This is a genomic window from Pseudomonas sp. L13 (assembly GCF_009935965.1).
GTDB classification, from domain to species: Bacteria; Pseudomonadota; Gammaproteobacteria; order Pseudomonadales; family Pseudomonadaceae; genus Aquipseudomonas; species Aquipseudomonas lactis.
Genome location: NZ_QODJ01000017.1, coordinates 25,594 through 44,799 on the forward strand (window position 1 = coordinate 25,594; position 19,206 = coordinate 44,799).

Below are 19,206 nucleotides of genomic sequence, written 5' to 3' on the forward strand. Positions count from 1 at the left end.
TTTCCGATTTTTTATTATTGATCCTTAAAGGAGTGCGGCACATGTCAAAAGGGCATTCGCTACAAGACCCTTACTTGAATACTTTACGTAAAGAGAAAGTTGGGGTTTCCATCTATCTGGTCAACGGCATCAAGCTGCAAGGTACGATCGAGTCGTTCGACCAATTCGTTATCCTGCTGAAAAACACCGTCAGCCAGATGGTTTACAAGCACGCTATCTCGACAGTCGTTCCAGTTCGTCCAATCCGTCTGCCTAGCGCAGCAGGTGATGAACAGGGTGACGCTGAGCCAGGTAACGCCTGATAGGAGTCTCCTTTGTTCTTTGAGCGCCACGGTGGTGGTGAGCGAGTAATCCTCGTTCACTTGGATGGACAGGACCCTGAGGCGCGCGAAGATCCGCAGGAGTTTCAGGAGTTGGCAAATTCGGCCGGCGCCGAGACCGTTGCGTTTTTTAACGTACCGCGTCATCGGCCAACCGCCAAATACCTGATTGGCAGCGGCAAGGTCGAGGAACTGCGCGACCTGGTTCATGCCGAAGAAGCCGATCTGGTGATCTTCAATCACACCCTCACGCCCAGTCAGGAACGTAACCTCGAACGTGTTTTCGAGTGTCGCGTGATCGACCGTACCGGCCTGATTCTCGATATTTTCGCCCAGCGCGCCCGCACCCATGAAGGCAAGCTCCAGGTTGAACTGGCCCAGCTTGACCACATGAGCACGCGTCTGGTTCGCGGCTGGACTCACCTTGAGCGTCAGGGTGGCGGTATCGGCATGCGTGGCCCGGGTGAAACCCAGTTGGAAACCGACCGGCGTCTGCTGCGGGTTCGCCTGCGCCAGATCAAGGGCCGCCTGGAAAAAGTACGCAGCCAGCGCGAGCAGTCGCGACGTGGCCGTTCCCGTGCGGATATCCCTACGGTGTCGTTGGTGGGCTACACCAACGCCGGCAAATCCACGCTGTTCAATAACGTGACCCAGTCGGATGTGTACGCGGCCGACCAACTGTTCGCCACCCTCGACCCGACCCTGCGCCGTCTGGACATCGACGACCTGGGGCCGATTGTGCTGGCCGATACCGTGGGTTTCATTCGTCACCTGCCCCACAAGCTGGTGGAGGCATTTCGGTCTACGCTCGAAGAGTCGAGCAATTCCGACCTGCTCTTGCACGTGATCGATGCGGCCGAACCGGATCGCATGCTGCAGATTGAACAGGTGATGGTGGTGCTGGGCGAGATTGGTGCCCAGGACTTGCCGATCCTCGAGGTCTATAACAAACTCGATTTGCTTGAAGGCGTTGAGCCACAGATCCAGCGCGACGAAAATGGCAAGCCCCAACGGGTCTGGCTGTCGGCGCGAGATGGCAGTGGTCTGGAGCTGTTGGAACAAGCCATTGCCGAATTGCTCGGCAGCGATTTGTTCGTTGGCACCTTGCGCTTGCCGCAGCGTTTTGCTCGACTGCGTGCACAGTTTTTCGAGCTGGGCGCGGTACAGAAAGAAGAACACGACGAAGAAGGTGTCAGCTTGCTGGCTGTTCGATTGCCACGCTCGGAACTCAATCGGCTGGTCAGTCGAGAGGGTGTTGTACCGGCAGAGTTCATCGAACAACACACTTTGCAATAAAAGCCTGAGAAAGCGGTTGTGCCGCAGTAGCAGGCATTCTGTAGCATTGGTCGGCGCGCCGTGGGTGCGTCTTTGCTTTATCAGATGGAGAGCGCTATGGCTTGGAATGAGCCGGGTGGCAACTCGAATAATCAGGATCCTTGGGGTGGTAAGCGCCGCAATAATGGCGACCGCAAGGGGCCACCGGATCTCGACGAGGCCTTCCGAAAGCTGCAGGAAAGCCTGAATGGGTTGTTCGGTGGTGGGAAAAAACGTGGTGGTGACGACGGCGGTCGCACAAGCAAGGGCGGTGGCTATGGCCTGCTGGGCCTGGGTCTTGTCGTGCTGGCGGCCGTATGGCTCTACAGCGCCGTGTACGTGGTGGACGAGCAGGAGCAAGCCGTGGTGCTGCGCTTCGGCAAGTACTACGAAACTGTCGGCCCGGGCCTGAATATCTATTTCCCGCCGATCGACAAGAAGTACATGGAGAACGTGACGCGTGAGCGTGCGTACACCAAGCAGGGCCAGATGCTGACCGAAGACGAGAACATCGTCGAAGTGCCGCTGACCGTGCAGTACAAGATCAGCAACCTGCAAGACTTTGTGCTGAACGTTGATCAGCCGGAAATCAGCCTGCAACACGCAACCGAAAGTGCCCTGCGCCACGTGGTGGGTTCCACCGCCATGGACCAGGTGCTCACCGAAGGTCGTGAGTTGATGGCCAGCGAAATCAAGGAGCGTCTGCAACGTTTCCTCGACACTTACCGCACCGGTATCACCGTTACCCAGGTGAACGTGCAAAGCGCAGCGGCACCGCGTGAAGTGCAGGAAGCCTTTGACGACGTGATCCGTGCCCGTGAAGACGAGCAGCGTTCGCGCAACCAGGCTGAAACCTATGCCAACGGCGTTGTGCCAGAAGCCCGTGGTCAGGCCCAGCGCATCCTTGAAGATGCCAACGGTTACCGTGATGAAGTGGTCTCCCGCGCCAAGGGTGAGGCCGATCGTTTCACCAAGCTGGTTGCCGAGTACCGCAAGGCACCTGAAGTGACCCGCGAGCGTCTGTACCTGGACACCATGCAGGAAGTCTTCAGCAACACCAGCAAGGTTCTCGTGACCGGCAGCAAAGGTGGGCAGAACAACCTGCTGTACCTGCCGCTGGACAAGATGATCGAAGGTGGTCGTAGCGGCGCCAGCGCACCGTCCACCGGTTCGAATGCCGCTGCCAACGAAGCGAGCGCCCGTGCGGCCGCTGACTTGCTGCAACAGCAAACACGTACCAGGGAGAGTCGTTGATGAGCAATAAATCGCTGACCGCCCTGATTGTGGGCGTCGTCGTGGTCATCGCTGCCTGGAACTGCTTCTACATCGTCGCTCAGACCGAGCGTGCGGTGCTGCTGCAATTCGGTCGCGTGGTCCAGGCGGATGTCCAGCCGGGCCTGCATGTGAAAGTCCCCTACGTCAACCAGGTGCGCAAGTTCGACGCCCGCCTGATGACCCTGGATGCACCGACACAGCGCTTCCTGACCCTGGAAAAGAAAGCCGTGATGGTTGACGCCTACGCCAAGTGGCGCGTCAAGGATGCCGAGCGCTTCTACACCGCGACTTCCGGCCTCAAGCAGATTGCCGACGAGCGTTTGTCCCGCCGTCTGGAATCGGGCCTGCGTGACCAGTTTGGTAAGCGCACCCTGCACGAGGTGGTATCCGGTGAACGTGATGCGCTGATGGCTGACATCACCCGTTCGCTGAACACCATGGCGGAAAAAGAATTGGGTATTGAAGTGGTCGACGTTCGCGTCAAGGCCATTGACCTGCCCAAGGAAGTGAACCGCAGCGTGTTCGAGCGTATGAGCACCGAGCGTGAGCGTGAGGCTCGTGAGCACCGCGCCAAGGGTAACGAGTTGGCTGAAGGTATCCGTGCCGATGCCGACCGTCAGCGTCGTGTACTGCTGGCAGAAGCCTATCGCGAGTCTGAAGAGGCGCGTGGTGATGGCGATGCTCAAGCCGCGGCGATCTATGCCAAGGCCTACGGCCAGGACCAGGAGTTCTACGCGTTCTACCGTAGCCTGCGTGCTTACCGTGAAAGCTTTGCGAACAAAACCGACGTACTGGTGCTGGACCCAAGCAGCGACTTCTTCCGCTACCTGGAAAAGTCCAAGTAACCAGCCCGTGATTCTGTAAGGCGCACTCCGTCGGGCGGCTAAAATGCCTGGCGGGGTGATCCTTTCAGAAAACGGGTGTATGATGCGGCAGCCGGGAAATTCCCGGCTTTTTTGCGTCTGCATGTTTGATTCGGCAGGCGTGACAGGTTTTTCGAGGAAAGTGCCCGACGAGGCCGTTTGCAGGCCGTTCGTCACGTCGCTCTTGCGCGTGGTTTATGCAAGGGGCGGGTATTTTCTGCTTCACTCAAGGCTCGGCCGAGGGCTGGCCGCCCGGATCAAAGGGGAATGGCGTAATGGCAACGGTAGACCGCTGGCTGCTGCCAGATGGCATCGAAGAAGTACTGCCACCAGAAGCTGCGCGCATTGAAGTAGCGCGTCGCCAGGTGTTGGATCTGTTCCAGAGCTGGGGTTACGAGTTTGTCGTGACTCCCCATATCGAGTACCTGGAATCCCTGCTGACCGGCGCGGGCCAGGACCTGGATCTGCGCACCTTCAAGGTCATCGACCCGCAATCGGGCCGGCAAATGGGGTTCCGTGCCGACATCACGCCGCAAGTGGCGCGCATCGATGCGCACACCCTGCGTCGCGAAGGCCCGAGCCGCCTGTGCTATGCAGGCAGCGTACTGCATGCCCAGCCACGCGCGTTGTCGTCTTCCCGTAGCCCGATCCAGTTGGGCGCCGAGTTGTACGGCGATGCCAGCCCGAGCAGCGATGTTGAAGTGATCAGCCTGATGCTGGCCATGCTGCAACTGGCGGATGTGCCGGATGTGCACATGGACCTGGGCCACGTCGGTATCTACCGCGGCCTGGCGCGCGCCGCCGGGTTGTCCGGTGAAGTGGAGCAACAGTTGTTCGATGCCCTGCAGCGCAAGGCGATCGATGAAGTGATCGCCCTCACCGAGGGTGTGCCTGCCGAGCTTGCCGGCATGCTGCGCGCCCTGGTAGACCTGTGCGGCGGCCGTGAAGTGCTGGTGGCTGCGCGTGAGCGCCTGGCCAATGCGCCGGCACCGGTATTGGCGGCACTGGATGATGTGCTGGCGATTGCCGAGCGCCTGTCGGCGCGGTTCCCGGAGCTGCCGCTGTATTTTGATCTGGGTGAATTGCGCGGCTACCACTACCACACCGGTGTGGTGTTCGCGGTGTTCGTTCCGGGTGTTGGCCAGGCCATCGCCCAAGGTGGTCGCTATGACGATATCGGCGCCGACTTCGGTCGTGCGCGTCCGGCCACTGGTTTTTCCACCGATTTGAAAACCCTGGTGACCCTGGGGCGTGCTGAGGTCGAGCTGCCGTCTGGTGGCATCTGGATGCCCGACAGTACGGACGCAGCGCTCTGGCAGCAGGTTTGCCAGTTACGCCGTGAGGGTCAGCGTGTAGTCCAGGCCTTGCCTGGGCAGCCATTGGCCGCCGCCCGTGAAGCGGACTGCGACCGGCAATTGATTCAGCAGAACGGGCTTTGGCAAGTATCGCCACTGGCTTCTTGAGTTTTCCTGCCGGCCATCGCCGGCACCAAGTTTGCGCGAATGAGGACAAGTGTTATGGGTAAGAATGTCGTAGTCCTGGGCACCCAATGGGGTGATGAGGGCAAAGGCAAGATCGTTGATCTGCTGACCGAACATGCTGCCGCCGTAGTGCGCTACCAAGGTGGGCACAACGCTGGCCACACCCTGGTCATCGATGGCGAAAAAACCGTCTTGCACCTGATCCCGTCGGGTGTCCTGCGCGAAGGCGTGCAGTGCCTGATCGGCAACGGCGTGGTGGTCGCACCTGACGCCCTGCTGCGCGAGATCACCAAGCTGGAAGAGAAAGGCGTACCGGTGCGCGAGCGCCTGCGTATCAGCCCGTCCTGCCCGCTGATCCTGTCCTTCCACGTTGCGCTGGACCAGGCCCGTGAAAAGGCGCGTGGCGAGCTGAAGATCGGCACCACCGGTCGCGGCATCGGCCCGGCCTACGAAGACAAGGTTGCACGTCGTGGCCTGCGTGTGGGCGACCTGCTCAACATGCCGCGCTTTGAAGACAAGCTGCGTGAACTGGTGGATTACCACAACTTCATGCTGGTCGGTTACTACAAAGAGCCAGCCATCGAGTTTGAAAAGACCCTGGCCGAGTGCAAGGAATACGCTGAGCTGCTCAAGCCGCTGATGCTGGACGTGACGGCCGAGCTGCACGACCTGCGTCGCGCTGGCAAGGACATCATGTTCGAAGGTGCCCAGGGTTCGTTGCTGGACATCGACCACGGTACCTACCCGTACGTGACCAGCTCCAACACCACCGCTGGCGGCGTTGCGACCGGTTCTGGCGTTGGCCCGATGTTCCTGGACTACATCCTGGGTATCACCAAGGCCTACACCACTCGCGTAGGTTCGGGCCCGTTCCCGACTGAGCTGTTCGACGACGTTGGTGCGCACCTGGCCAAGCAAGGCCACGAATTCGGCGCCACCACTGGCCGTGCTCGTCGTTGCGGCTGGTTCGATGCCGTTATCCTGCGGCGCGCTATCGATGTGAACAGCATCTCGGGCATCTGCCTGACCAAGCTGGACGTACTCGACGGCCTGGAAACCATCAACATCTGCACCGGCTACAAAGATGCTGAAGGTAACGACGTTGCTCCGACCGACGCTGACAGCTACGTGGGCCTGCAGCCTGTGTACGAAGAAGTGCCGGGCTGGACTGAATCGACCGTGGGCGCCAAGACCCTGGAAGAGCTGCCAGCCAACGCTCGTGCTTACATCAAGCGCGTCGAAGCGCTGATTGGCGCACCGATCGACATTATTTCGACGGGCCCGGACCGCAACGAGACCATCGTTCTGCGTCACCCGTTCGCGTAATAAGCTGTTGATGTAACAGGCAAAGGGCTCCTTCGGGAGCCCTTTGTCGTTTCTGCCTGGCAAGCGGCACGACCCTTGCTGTGTTTCCCTTTTTCGAGGTGCTATCAAATTAGTGGCACCCGTGGTGGAGGGATTTCCAGTGTCTGCCGTTCTCTCGTTGTTACAAAGCCGTCTATTGCGGCCGGTGTTCGTTACCCTTGGTATCGCTCTTTTGGTGCAAGTGCTGGTGGCCGTCGCGCTGACGCGGAGCACGGTGACGGCGCTGGAGGCCGATTTGGGCAATCGCCTGGGCATTGATAGCCAGAAGTTGTCTGGCGAACTGGCCCAGGCTGGCAAGGAAGTCACCTCCAGCCTGGACAGCCTGTCCGCCAGCACGCGCCAGCGTCTGACAGCCGGGCTTTCCACGCGCTTACAGGAAGAGCAAAAGCAGTTGCGTGCGACCCTGGAAAAAGACCTGCAGGACTCCGCCAATGACATGGCGCAATTGCTGGCCTCGGTCGCGCCCCGCGCCATGTGGGACAGCGATGTACCTACGCTGTCGGAGTTTGCCCGCCGGGCCCAGCGCAACCCCAATGTGCTGTTCGTGGTGTATGACGACGCCGCAGGCGAGCACCTGACCCGATACCTGAACCGCGAAAACCCGATCAATCAGGCCCTGCTTGCAAAGGGCGCAGGGGAGCGTGCCTTGGATAAGGTGCTGGACGCGGCCAAGACAGACCCGTCCGTGTATTACGTCGAAGCCTCCATCAGCCCCAACGGTGTGGAAATCGGCAAAGTGCGCATGGGTGTGTCGACCGCGACGGTTGAAGCCGACCTGCAAGCCTTGGATAAGCGCTTTGCCGCGCTGATCGCCAGCGGTGACCAGCTGGTGGGCGACAGCCTCAAGGGAGCCGCGGCGGACAGTGCCAGCGCCATGGGCGCCCGGCTGCAATCGGCGCAAGCCACTGCCACGCAAATGACGGCCAACACCGCCGCCGCCGTGCAAGAAGCGGCGGGCACCCTGCGCTGGCGCATCGGCATGGGCCTGGCACTGGTGGGGCTTGGCGTATTGCTGTTGATCGCTATCGTGCTGGGCCGGCGCGTGGTCAATCGCCTGAAGCTGCTGATTGCCGCGATGGATGACCTGGCGGCAGGTGAGGGTGACCTCACCAAGCGCGTGCAGATCAACAGCAAGGACGAAATCGGCGACATGGCCTCGGCGGTCAATCGCTTTGTGGATAAGTTGCAGCCCATCGTGCGGGAGGCGGGTGACGTGGCCCAGCGTACCGGCGTGGAAATCGGCGCCATGACGTTGCGCAATGCCGGCGCCGATGCGGCGGCGGGTTTGCAACGTGATGAAGTGGCCGAGAGTTTGCGCGCCTTGTCGCAAATGGCCGACGAGGCCCAGGCCGAAAGCCACGCCATGCAGGCGGCTTTGCAGCAAGTGGTGGATATTCGTCAGGCCACGGATGAAAACTCACGGACCTCGGCCGAAGTCGGCAGCTTGATCGAGGCACTGGCGGGGCAAGTGCAGGCCGGTTCCCAGGTGATCGAACGGCTGGCGCAGCAAAGCGAGCAAATCGAGGTCGTGCTTACCGTGATTCACGGCATCGCCGAGCAAACCAACCTGCTTGCCCTTAACGCGGCCATCGAGGCGGCACGGGCTGGCGAGACTGGGCGCGGCTTTGCGGTGGTGGCCGACGAAGTGCGTGCGCTGGCCAGCAAGACTCAAAGCTCCACGGGCGATATCCAGGCGCATATCGTCGCGTTGCAGCAGGGCGCGCGTGAAGCGGTGGAAACCATCGGCAAGGCGGGGCGTCAGGCCAATGAGGGACTGGCGGTGCTGCGCGACAGCGTGCGCTTGCAGCAGACGGTACAGGCTTCGGTCGAGCAGGTGCATGCTGCCATCGGCCTGGCGACGCGTGCGGCTGAGCATCAGGCTCAGGGCGCGTATGCGGTGCGTGGGCGCGTGGAGGTGATCCATGCCCAGGCCGAGCGTGCGGCGCAGGCGGTGGTGGAGACGACGGCCAGTGGGAAGGTGCTGGATGGGTTGGCGGCGCAGTTGAAGGCGAGTTTGGGGCAGTTCAGGGCTTGAGGTTGTCTGGACGGGCCTCATCGCAGGCAAGCCAGCTCCCACATCCAACTGCATTCCAAAGTTGGAACTCGGTCAACTGTGGGAGCTGGCTTGCCTGCGATAGCGGTTTCAGCGACTCAAATACATCCGCGTCGTGAGCAAATACACCGGCAACCCCGACACCACTATCAACAACGCCGCATACGGCGCCGCCGCCGCAAATTCCACATTCGAGGTATGCGCCCAGACGGCCGTCGCCAAGGTATTCAACCCGGTAGGGCTGAGCAGCAATGTCGCCGTCAACTCCTTCATCGCATCCAGAAACACCAGTGCAAACGCCGCCCCCAGCGCCGGAAAGATAATCGGCAACGTCACCCGGCAAAACGCACTGAACGACGAGGCGCCGAGCGTACGCGCCGCCTCTTCCAATTGTGGCGCAGCCTTATTCAGCGCTGTACGAATCGGCGCCTGTGCCAACGGCAAAAACAGCAGCGCATAAGCAATCAGCAATAACGTCGAGGTCTGGTACAGCGCCGGCACGTAATGCAGGGCGAAATACACCAGGGTCAGCGCAATCACCAGGCCGGGCAAGGCATGCAGTAAGTACGGCAAGCGTTCGGCCCAGATCGCCAGTTGCCCTTTGTAGCGCACCACCAGCAGCCCGACCGGCACTGCCAGTACCAGGCACAGTGCGGCGCCGCCCAGCGAGAGCGCCAGGGAAGACAGCAGCGCCTCACCGATCTCGGCCATCGGAAACGCCGCCGACGAACCGACTGCCAGCCAATACCCGAGCATACCCAGTGGGATGCCGCTGCCAATGATCGCCAGTGCCAGGCAATACACCTGGCCCAATGGCGCCCACTTGCCCAGTCGAACCTGCTCGGCGTGTCGCGCCGCGCCCTGGCCGATGCGCACGTGCCGGCCCTTGCCGCGTACGCGCAACTCCAGCCACAGCAGGGTCAGGCACATCACCAGCAGCACTGCCGAGAGCATCGCCGCATTGGCATTGCTGAACTCCAGTTCGAACTGCTGATAGATCGCAGTGGTGAAGGTCTGCAACCCGATGATCGACAGCGCGCCGAACTCCACCAGCATGTGCAGTGCGATCAATAGTGAGCCGGCCAGCAGCGATGGCCACAGCAGCGGCAAGGTGATGCGCAAGAACACACCCCAGCGATTGAGCCCCAGGGTGCGGGCCGACTCTTCCAGGGAAGGGTCAAGATTGCGCAGCGTTGCCGCCACCGGCAAAAACACCAGCGGGTATTTGGACAGGCTCATCACCAGGATCGCGCCGCCGAGCCCCTCGAATTGAGCGCTCAGCGACACCCAGGTAAAACTGCTGACAAACGCCGGCACCGCAAACGGCAGGCACAAAATCACGCCCCAGATGCGCCGCCCTGGCAGGTTGCTGCGTTCCAGCAGCCAGGCCAGGGACAGGCCGATCACGCCGCAGGTCAGGGTCACGCCGACCATCAGCGCCAGAGTGTTGCGCAGCAGTCCGAATACATACGGTCGCCACAGTAGATGCACCGCCTCCGTCCAGCCCGCCTGCCAGGTTTTGAGCCCGACATAGACGAGCGGCAACAGGCTCAGGCCAACCAGCAACAGCACGGGCAGCAGCAGCCAGATCGACGGGCGTTTGCGACGGGGGGTGAACCCCGCGACGGAAAGCGATGGGTTCATCAGTTCAGGCCAACGTCACGTTCCAGTTCCAGGGCTTCCTCGGCGTTACCCAGGTCTGCGGGGGTGACTTTGGGCGGCTGCAACTCGCTAAATGGCTTGAGGCCGCGGTTCGATTCCATGCCCTTGCGCAGCGGGTACTCAGCCGACGTGTTAGTAATCACGCGCTGGCCTTCTTCGCTGGCCATAAATGCCAGCAATTGCTGAGCTTCTTTGGGATGCTTGCTGGATTTGAGTGCGGCGGCGGAGGACACGGTGATCAGGCCGCCGGCATCGCCATCGGTGAAGTAGTGCAGTTGGGAATCCAGATTGGTTTTTTCCTTTTTCAGGGCGAACCAGTAGTAGTTATTCACCAAAACGGTGGCTACTTCGCCGTTTTCCACGGCCTTGAGGGCGACCATGTTGTTGCTGTACACCTTGCCGAAGGCGCGCAGGCCGGTCAGCCACTCTTCGGCGGCTTCGCGACCGTGCAGCTTGATGATCGCCACGGCTTGCTCCTGGAACGCGCCGCTGGTGGGGACGAAGCCGACCTTGCCTTGCCACTCGGGGCCCGCGAAATCCAGTACCGACTTGGGCAAGTCTTTTTCAGCAATCAGTTTCGGGTTGAAGGCCACGACGCGGGTGCGTGCGGTCACGCCCATCCAGTCGCCGTTTTTGCCCACGTAATCCTTGGGCAGCACATCGAGGGTGCTGGCATCGATTTTTGCCAACAGGCCTTGCTCGCCGAGTTTGTTCAGAGGTGGTGATTCTTCGGTGTAGATGACGTCGGCAGGGGAGCGCTCACCTTCTTCGACGACCTGGCTGGCCAACTGGTTGCTGCTGCCTTTGCGCACGTTGACGTGGATGCCCGTCTTGGCTTCGAAGGCCTTGGCGAGTTCATCGCCGACTTCTTTGTGTTGGCCGTTGTACAGGGTCAGGGAGACCTTTTCGGCAGAATGGGCGGCGGGCGAGAGCAGGGTCAGGCTGAGTAGGGTGAGGGTCAGGCCGCGCAGAAGGGATGTCTTGAGTCGGTTGTCACGGATCATCATCCGAAGGGTTCCTCGCTTATATGCAACAAATCATTGCAAGGATAAACGATAAATCTTCTCAAGTGCGGATGAGGGGGGAATCACTGGGAAGTTTTCAAACCCCGGAAACGAAAAAACCCGCTTTCGCGGGTTTGATCTGAATTTGGTGCCCAGGAGAAGACTCGAACTTCCACGACCTTGCGATCACCAGCACCTGAAGCTGGCGTGTCTACCAATTTCACCACCTGGGCATTATCTAACAACGTTGCCGCTGTTGATGGGGCGAACTATACGGCGGGGCTTTTGATCTGTAAACCCCTGATTCGAAAAATATAATTCAATTTTTTCGTTAAAAATCAAAGGCCTGAAACGAAAAAACCCGCTTTCGCGGGTTTGATCTGAATTTGGTGCCCAGGAGAAGACTCGAACTTCCACGACCTTGCGATCACCAGCACCTGAAGCTGGCGTGTCTACCAATTTCACCACCTGGGCAGCATCAACAACGTTGCCGTCGTCGATGGCGCGCACTATACGGAGCGATATTTGAGCTGTAAACCCCTGCCATGAAAAAAGCCTGGAAAATTTCGCCAGTGGTCGTGCATGGTGCGCGCCGGGGGTCGCAAAGAGCTTTTAAACGCTTGTTGATACCTGAAATTTCCCGTTTCAATACGCGTATGCCAAACTAACCCGCATATAGACAAGGTGAAAACTCTCTAATGGCCGATTGGCAGTCCCTCGATCCCGAGGCCGCTCGTGAAGCGGAAAAATATGAAAACCCTATTCCTAGCCGCGAACTGATCCTGGCGCACCTCGCCGATCGTGGTTCGCCTGCTAGCCGCGAGCAGTTGGTTGAAGAATTCGGTCTGACCACCGAAGACCAGCTCGAAGCCCTGCGCCGCCGTCTGCGTGCGATGGAGCGCGATGCTCAGTTGATCTACACCCGTCGTGGCACTTACGCGCCGGTCGACAAGCTGGACCTGATCCTGGGTCGCATTGCCGGCCACCGTGATGGCTTCGGCTTCCTGATCCCGGACGACGGCAGCGACGACCTGTTCATGAGCCCGGCGCAAATGCGCCTGGTGTTCGATGGCGACCGTGCCCTGGCGCGGGTTTCTGGCCTGGACCGCCGTGGCCGCCGCGAAGGCGTGATCGTCGAAGTGGTGTCCCGTGCCCACGAATCTATCGTCGGCCGTTACTTCGAAGAAGGCGGCATCGGCTTCGTGGTGCCGGATAACCCGAAGGTCCAGCAGGAAGTGCTGATCACCCCTGGCCGCAATGGCGCAGCCAAGGTCGGCCAGTTCGTCGAGGTGAAAATCACCCACTGGCCAACGGCGCGCTTCCAGCCCCAGGGCGATATCGTTGAAGTGGTCGGCAACTACATGGCGCCGGGCATGGAAATCGACGTTGCCTTGCGCACCTACGATATTCCTCACGTCTGGCCTGAGGCTGTGCTCAAAGAAGCCGCCAAGCTCAAGCCGGAAGTGGAAGAGAAAGACAAAGAGAAACGCATCGACCTGCGCCATCTGCCGTTCGTCACCATTGATGGCGAAGATGCCCGCGACTTCGACGATGCGGTGTATTGCGAAGCCAAGCCAGGCAAGCTGCGCCTGTTCTCCGGCGGCTGGAAGTTGTACGTGGCGATTGCCGACGTCTCCAGCTACGTGAAGATCGGTTCGGCCCTGGATAACGAAGCCCAGGTGCGCGGCAACTCCGTGTACTTCCCTGAGCGCGTGATCCCGATGCTGCCCGAGCAGCTGTCCAACGGCCTGTGCTCCCTGAACCCGAAAGTCGACCGTTTGGCCATGGTGTGCGAGATGACCATCTCCAAAACCGGCGAAATGACCGACTACCAGTTCTATGAGGCGGTGATCCACTCCCAGGCACGCCTGACCTACAACAAGGTCAGCACCATCCTGGAAGCGCCGAAGACCAGCGAAGCCAAGGCCCTGCGTACCGAATACGCTGGCGTAGTGCCGCACCTCAAGCAGCTGTACTCGCTGTACAAGGTGTTGCTGGGTGCCCGTCATACCCGTGGCGCGATCGATTTTGAAACCCAGGAAACCCGGATTGTCTTCGGCTCCGAGCGCAAGATTGCGGCGATCACCCCGACCACCCGTAACGACGCGCACAAGCTGATCGAGGAGTGCATGCTGGCGGCCAACGTGGCCACTGCCGAGTTCCTCAAGAAGCACGAGATTCCTGCGTTGTATCGCGTGCACGACGGCCCGCCGCCTGAGCGCCTGGAAAAACTGCGTGCCTTCCTCGGCGAACTCGGCCTGTCCCTGCACAAAGGCAAGGACGGCCCGACGCCGAAGGATTACCAAGCCCTGCTGGCCAGCATCAAGGACCGTCCGGATTACCATGTTATCCAGACCGTGATGCTGCGCTCGCTGAGCCAGGCGGTGTACAGCGCCGATAACCAGGGCCACTTCGGCCTGAATTACGAGGCGTACACCCACTTCACTTCGCCGATTCGCCGTTACCCGGACTTGCTCACGCACCGGGCGATCCGCAGTGTGATCCATTCCAAGCAGAACACCCCGCACGTCAAGCGCGCCGGTGCCATGACCATTCCGAAAGCACGGATCTATCCGTACGACGAAGCGGCCCTGGAACAGCTGGGCGAGCAGTGCTCCATGAGCGAGCGCCGCGCTGACGAAGCCACTCGCGACGTGGTGAACTGGCTCAAGTGCGAGTTCATGAAGGATCGTGTGGGCGAGTCGTTCCCGGGTGTGATCACCGCCGTGACCGGTTTTGGCCTGTTCGTCGAGCTGACCGACATCTATGTCGAGGGCCTGGTGCACGTCACCGCCTTGCCGGGTGACTACTACCACTTCGACCCTGTGCATCACCGCCTGGCGGGCGAGCGCACCGGTCGCAGCTTCCGCTTGGGCGATACCGTTGAAGTGCAGGTCATGCGTGTCGATCTGGACGAGCGCAAGATCGACTTCGGCATGCCTGACAAACCGGCTGAACCTGCGGGTCGTAAAAAGCGTGGTGAAACCACAGCGCCTGCGTCCAAAGGCAAAACGGCCGCGGCGAAAACCACGGCCGAGCCAGCACCTGCCAAGGCCGGTCGTCGTTCTTCCGTCAAGGACAAGGCCCCTGAAGCCTACCGCCCAAGCGACGCCGCGGCGAAAAACGCCGAGCTGCGCAAGAGCCGCGAGTTGAAGCAGCAGTTGCTCAACGAAGCCAAAAGCGGTGGTAAAGCGGCGTCTGGGGGAAAGTCCCAAGGGGCGGAAAAACCGTCGAGCAAGCCAAGTAAACACCGTAAAGGCCCGCCAAAAGCGGGTTCGGCTCCCGCAAAAAGCGGCGGGTCGCGCAAACCTAAGGCCAAGTCATGAGTCTGGAAAAAATCTACGGCGTGCACGCCGTAGAAGCACTGCTGCGTCACCACCCCAAGCGCGTCAAACAGGTGTGGTTGGCCGAAGGTCGCAGCGAGCCGCGCGTACAGGCGCTGGTCGAGTTGGCCACCCAAAACAAGGTTGCCATCGGCCAGGCCGAGCGTCGTGAAATGGACGTGTGGGTCGAAGGCGTTCACCAAGGCGTGGTGGCCGACGTCAGCCCAAGCCAGGTGTGGGGCGAGGCGATGCTCGACGAGTTGCTCGACCGTACCGAAGGCGCACCGTTGCTCTTGGTGCTGGACGGCGTGACCGACCCGCACAACCTCGGTGCCTGCCTGCGCTCGGCAGACGCTGCCGGTGCGCTGGCGGTGATCGTGCCCAAGGACAAGTCCGCGACCCTGACGCCGGTGGTGCGCAAGGTTGCCTGCGGCGCGGCGGAAGTGATTCCGCTGGTGGCCGTGACCAACCTGGCGCGCACTCTGGAAAAGCTCCAGCAGCGCGGCCTGTGGGTCGTGGGCACGGCGGGGGAGGCCGAGGTCAGCATCTATGACCAGGACCTCACCGGCCCGACCATCCTGATCATGGGCGCCGAAGGCAAAGGCATGCGCCGTCTGACCCGTGAGCATTGCGATTACCTGGTGCACCTGCCGATGGCCGGTAGCGTCAGCAGCCTGAACGTATCGGTGGCGACGGGTGTTTGCCTGTTCGAGGCCCAGCGTCAGCGTGGTGCCAAAAAGACAGTCGCTTCGCGCAAGTCGTAAGCCTCAAGCTGCAAGTTAAAAGCCAGGTGGTTGACCACTTGTAGCTTGTAGCTTGCAGCTTCCCCCCTGCTCCTCTACTATTGCGCCCCTTGCCTTCCTGGCAGGCACCGATGTGCCTCCCCTGCGGCAAGATCCATAAGTGTCATTCACTCCTTGTCTGACCGTTTTTGAGCGGCAGGCTACAACCCGTAAGGAGCATTCATGCGTCATTACGAAATCATCTTTTTGGTCCACCCGGATCAAAGCGAGCAAGTCGGCGGCATGGTTGAGCGTTACACCAAGCTGATCGAAGAAGACGGCGGCAAAATCCACCGTCTGGAAGATTGGGGCCGTCGTCAACTGGCCTACGCAATCAACAATGTTCACAAGGCTCACTACGTGATGCTGAACGTTGAGTGCACTGGCAAGGCCCTGGCCGAGCTGGAAGACAACTTCCGCTACAACGATGCAGTGATCCGTAACCTGGTCATCCGTCGCGAAGAAGCCGTTACTGGCCAATCCGAGATGCTCAAGGCTGAAGAAAACCGCAGTGAGCGCCGTGAGCGTCGCGACCGTCCTGAAGAAGGTGCTGATGATAGCGCTGATGACAGTGACAACAGCGATAACGCTGACGAGTAATCCACGGACCTTATTAAGGAGCCTATCAAATGGCACGTTTCTTCCGTCGTCGTAAATTCTGCCGCTTCACCGCTGAAGACGTGAAAGAGATCGATTACAAAGATCTCAACACTCTGAAAGCCTACGTATCCGAGACCGGCAAAATCGTTCCAAGCCGTATCACCGGTACCAAAGCACGTTATCAGCGTCAGCTGGCCACCGCTATCAAGCGCGCCCGCTTCCTGGCCCTGCTGGCCTACACCGACAGCCACGGCCGCTGAGACCGGGCAGTCGACAAGTAGTAAGGGATTGAATGCATGCGCGCCTTAGCTGAGTTCATCATGCGCGGTCGCGTGCAGGCCACTCTGGTAGTGGCTGGATGTGCGGCATTGCCGTTGCTTTATTGGTTGGGTGCTGCCGCAGGTTGCCTTGTGCTACTGCGGCGCGGTTTGAAGGACGCCCTTGGCGTTCTTGCCCTGGGTTTGTTGCCGGCCTTGATCTGGTGGCTGCAAATGGGTGATCCACGGGTACTTCTGGTACTGCTGGGGTCATCGAGCCTTGCGTTGGTTTTGCGCGCAAGTGAGTCCTGGGTCCGTACGCTGCTGGTCAGCGTGGCATTGGGGTTGGTGTACTCAGTGATGCTTGGCGCGGCTTTCCGCCCGCAAATCGAGGCGCTGGCGCAGGAGATCGTCAAGATCCTGCCGTTGGCCCTCGGGGATCTCTACCAGCACTTGTCGGTAGATGAGCGAGCGCGGTTCGCGTCACTGATTGCTCCGGTCCTGACCGGCCTGATTGCGGCTTTGTTGCAGGTCGTCAGCGTGCTGAGCCTGATTCTTGGGCGTTATTGGCAGGCGTTGTTGTACAACCCGGGTGGTTTTGGTCGCGAGTTTCGCAGTATCAGAATCCCAGCGGGGCCGGCGATGTTGCTGCTGGCGTGCATGGTTGTCGGGCCGAACTTCGGCCCACAGATGGCCTTGCTGGCGCCGATTTGCAGCGTACCGCTGGTGTTTGCCGGGCTGGCCCTGATTCATGGGCTTGCTGCGCAAAAGCGACTGGCCAAGTTTTGGCTGGTGGGGTTGTACGTCACGCTGGTGCTGTTCATGCAGCTGATCTATCCGTTACTCGTGGTCTTGGCCATTGTTGACAGCCTGATTGATTTTCGCGGTCGTCTGGCGTCGAAAGACGCCGATAACGCGAACGGTGAAGGTTAAAAGTTAGAGGATTTTCACATGCAACTGATCCTTCTGGAAAAAGTCGCCAACCTGGGCAACCTGGGCGACAAAGTGAACGTTAAGGCCGGTTACGGTCGTAACTACCTGCTGCCATACGGCAAAGCCACCGCTGCAACCGCTGCCAACCTGGCTGCGTTTGAAGAGCGTCGTGCTGAGCTGGAAAAAGCCGCAGCAGACAAAAAAGCGTCGGCCGAAACTCGCGCTGCCCAACTGGCTGAGCTGGAAGTGACTATCACTGCCACCGCTGGTGACGAAGGCAAGCTGTTCGGTTCGATCGGCACCCACGACATCGCTGATGCACTGACCGCCTCCGGCGTTGAAGTGCAGAAGAGCGAAGTTCGTCTGCCGAACGGCACCATCCGCAACGTAGGCGAATTCGACGTAGCCGTGCACCTGCACGCCGAAGTTGAAGCCACCGTACGCGTTGTCGTGGTAGCAGCTTAAGTCGCACCTAACTGACTGGCACCTCGCGTGTCAGCCGGTTAACATCGGGCACGATCCTGTTTACAGGTCGTGCCTTTTGTTTTTCTACACACCCCAAATTCCAAGTGGCCATGAACGAAATCTCCGCTCCTGAGCAATACGATCTGCAAACCGCTGCCCTGAAGGTGCCGCCGCATTCCATCGAGGCCGAACAGGCCGTGCTCGGTGGCTTGATGCTGGACAACAACGCCTGGGAACGCGTGCTGGATCAAGTCTCGGACGGTGATTTCTATCGCCATGACCACCGCCTGATCTTCCGCGCCATCGCCAAGCTGGCCGACCAGAACTCACCGATCGACGTGGTCACCCTGGCCGAGCAGTTGGACAAGGAAGGCCAGACCTCCCAGGTCGGTGGCCTGGGCTACCTCGGTGAGCTGGCAAAAAACACGCCGTCCGTCGCCAACATCAAGGCCTATGCCCAGATCGTCCGCGAGCGGGCCACGCTGCGCCAGTTGATCGGCATCAGCACCGAAATCGCCGACAGCGCCTTCAACCCCGAAGGCCGCACTGCCGCCGAGATCCTTGACGAAGCCGAGCGGCAGATCTTCCAGATCGCCGAGGCCCGCCCGAAAACCGGCGGCCCGGTCAGCGTCAACGACCTGCTGACCAAGGCTATCGACCGCATCGACACCTTGTTCAACACCGATGCCGCGATTACCGGGATTTCCACCGGTTACACCGACCTCGACGAAAAGACCAGCGGCCTGCAGCCGTCCGACTTGATCATCGTCGCCGGCCGTCCGTCCATGGGTAAGACCACCTTCGCGATGAACCTGGTGGAAAACGCCGTGTTGCGCAGCGACAAGGCGGTGCTGGTGTACTCCCTCGAGATGCCAGGCGAATCGCTGATCATGCGTATGCTCTCGTCGCTGGGGCGTATCGACCAGACCAAGGTGCGTTCCGGTCAGTTGGAAGACGACGACTGGCCGCGCCTGACCTCGGCGGTCAACCTGCTCAACGACCGCAAGCTGTTCATCGATGACACCGCGGGTATCAGCCCGTCCGAAATGCGCGCACGTACCCGCCGCCTGGTGCGTGAGCATGGCGACATCGCCTTGATCATGATCGACTACCTGCAGTTGATGCAGATCCCGGGTTCCAGCGGCGACAACCGTACCAACGAGATTTCTGAAATCTCCCGTTCCCTGAAAGCCCTGGCCAAGGAATTCAACTGCCCGGTGGTGGCGCTGTCCCAGCTCAACCGTTCCCTGGAACAACGCCCCAACAAGCGTCCGGTGAACTCCGACTTGCGGGAATCCGGAGCGATCGAGCAGGACGCCGACGTGATCATGTTCGTGTACCGCGACGAGGTGTACCACCCCGAGACGGAGCACAAAGGCATTGCCGAAATCATCATCGGCAAGCAACGGAACGGCCCGATCGGGTTTATCCGGTTGGCGTTCATCGGCAAGTACACGCGTTTCGAGAACCTGGCGCCGGGCAGCTACAACTTCGACGACGACGAGTAGT

General features: G+C 60.3%; 16 protein-coding genes and 2 tRNA genes. 14 read left to right on the top strand and 4 right to left on the bottom strand.

The genetic code is table 11. The features are described from left to right. Positions 1–41 precede the first annotated feature (41 nt). From hfq to DK871_RS11300, 7 genes are all read left to right on the top strand, one after another. Positions 42–302 carry an RNA chaperone Hfq gene (hfq, locus tag DK871_RS11270; RefSeq protein ID WP_003188059.1) on the top strand — a complete coding sequence of 87 codons (261 nt, stop codon included), beginning with the start codon at positions 42–44 and terminating at the stop codon, positions 300–302. Between the two features lie 12 nt (positions 303–314). After that, a complete protein-coding gene (gene hflX, locus DK871_RS11275; RefSeq protein WP_032893840.1) occupies positions 315–1,616 on the top strand; it encodes a ribosome rescue GTPase HflX in 1,302 nt (433 codons plus the stop codon). A 96-nt stretch (positions 1,617–1,712) separates the two neighbouring features. Continuing rightward, positions 1,713–2,888: an FtsH protease activity modulator HflK gene (gene hflK, locus DK871_RS11280; protein ID WP_003188062.1), complete on the top strand. Its 1,176-nt coding sequence runs from the start codon at positions 1,713–1,715 to the stop codon at positions 2,886–2,888. Beyond that, positions 2,888–3,754: a protease modulator HflC gene (gene hflC / locus DK871_RS11285; protein ID WP_003188064.1), complete on the top strand. Its 867-nt coding sequence runs from the start codon at positions 2,888–2,890 to the stop codon at positions 3,752–3,754. Before hflK ends, hflC begins: the two co-directional genes overlap by 1 nt. 293 nt (positions 3,755–4,047) lie before the next feature. Continuing rightward, positions 4,048–5,235, top strand: a complete 1,188-nt coding sequence (locus tag DK871_RS11290) for an ATP phosphoribosyltransferase regulatory subunit (RefSeq protein WP_003188066.1) — start codon at positions 4,048–4,050, stop codon at positions 5,233–5,235. Between the two features lie 54 nt (positions 5,236–5,289). Further along, positions 5,290–6,579, top strand: coding sequence for an adenylosuccinate synthase (locus tag DK871_RS11295; RefSeq protein ID WP_003188067.1), 1,290 nt, complete (start codon positions 5,290–5,292; stop codon positions 6,577–6,579). A 139-nt stretch (positions 6,580–6,718) separates the two neighbouring features. Further along, the gene (locus tag DK871_RS11300) at positions 6,719–8,653 is read left to right on the top strand and encodes a methyl-accepting chemotaxis protein (RefSeq protein WP_161905087.1); all 1,935 of its coding nucleotides are present in this window, start codon (positions 6,719–6,721) and stop codon (positions 8,651–8,653) included. Between the two features lie 108 nt (positions 8,654–8,761). Here the strand turns inward: DK871_RS11300 and DK871_RS11305 are convergent, their stop codons facing one another. The 4 genes from DK871_RS11305 to DK871_RS11320 all read right to left on the bottom strand — a co-directional run bounded on the left by DK871_RS11305 (position 8,762) and on the right by DK871_RS11320 (position 11,811). Next, on the bottom strand, positions 8,762–10,315 hold the full coding sequence (locus DK871_RS11305; protein WP_161905088.1) for an iron ABC transporter permease: 1,554 nt from the start codon (positions 10,313–10,315) through the stop codon (positions 8,762–8,764). Next, positions 10,315–11,340, bottom strand: a complete 1,026-nt coding sequence (locus DK871_RS11310) for an extracellular solute-binding protein (RefSeq protein ID WP_161905089.1) — start codon at positions 11,338–11,340, stop codon at positions 10,315–10,317. Before DK871_RS11310 ends, DK871_RS11305 begins: the two co-directional genes overlap by 1 nt. A 143-nt stretch (positions 11,341–11,483) precedes the next feature. Then, positions 11,484–11,570 (bottom strand) — tRNA-Leu (locus DK871_RS11315). A 154-nt stretch (positions 11,571–11,724) separates the two neighbouring features. After that, positions 11,725–11,811: transfer RNA gene (locus DK871_RS11320), tRNA-Leu, on the bottom strand. Between the two features lie 224 nt (positions 11,812–12,035). Here DK871_RS11320 and rnr point away from each other — a divergent pair. The 7 genes from rnr to dnaB all read left to right on the top strand — a co-directional run bounded on the left by rnr (position 12,036) and on the right by dnaB (position 19,205). Beyond that, entirely contained in the window at positions 12,036–14,663 is a 2,628-nt protein-coding gene (gene rnr, locus DK871_RS11325) for a ribonuclease R (protein WP_161905090.1), read from the top strand. Continuing rightward, positions 14,660–15,424 (top strand): 23S rRNA (guanosine(2251)-2'-O)-methyltransferase RlmB, encoded by a 765-nt coding sequence (rlmB, locus tag DK871_RS11330; protein ID WP_161905091.1) that lies wholly within the window; start codon positions 14,660–14,662, stop codon positions 15,422–15,424. Before rnr ends, rlmB begins: the two co-directional genes overlap by 4 nt. A gap of 201 nt (positions 15,425–15,625) precedes the next feature. Next, a complete protein-coding gene (gene rpsF / locus DK871_RS11335) occupies positions 15,626–16,042 on the top strand; it encodes a 30S ribosomal protein S6 (protein WP_005784250.1) in 417 nt (138 codons plus the stop codon). 29 nt (positions 16,043–16,071) lie between these two features. Beyond that, complete coding sequence (gene rpsR, locus DK871_RS11340; RefSeq protein WP_002551829.1) at positions 16,072–16,302, top strand: 30S ribosomal protein S18; 231 nt, start codon at positions 16,072–16,074, stop codon at positions 16,300–16,302. 36 nt (positions 16,303–16,338) lie between these two features. After that, the gene (locus DK871_RS11345; RefSeq protein WP_161905092.1) at positions 16,339–17,232 is read left to right on the top strand and encodes a hypothetical protein; all 894 of its coding nucleotides are present in this window, start codon (positions 16,339–16,341) and stop codon (positions 17,230–17,232) included. A gap of 18 nt (positions 17,233–17,250) precedes the next feature. Next, positions 17,251–17,697: a 50S ribosomal protein L9 gene (rplI, locus tag DK871_RS11350; protein ID WP_003171376.1), complete on the top strand. Its 447-nt coding sequence runs from the start codon at positions 17,251–17,253 to the stop codon at positions 17,695–17,697. Between the two features lie 110 nt (positions 17,698–17,807). Further along, complete coding sequence (gene dnaB, locus DK871_RS11355) at positions 17,808–19,205, top strand: replicative DNA helicase (protein ID WP_003188079.1); 1,398 nt, start codon at positions 17,808–17,810, stop codon at positions 19,203–19,205. Position 19,206: the final 1 nt, after the last annotated feature.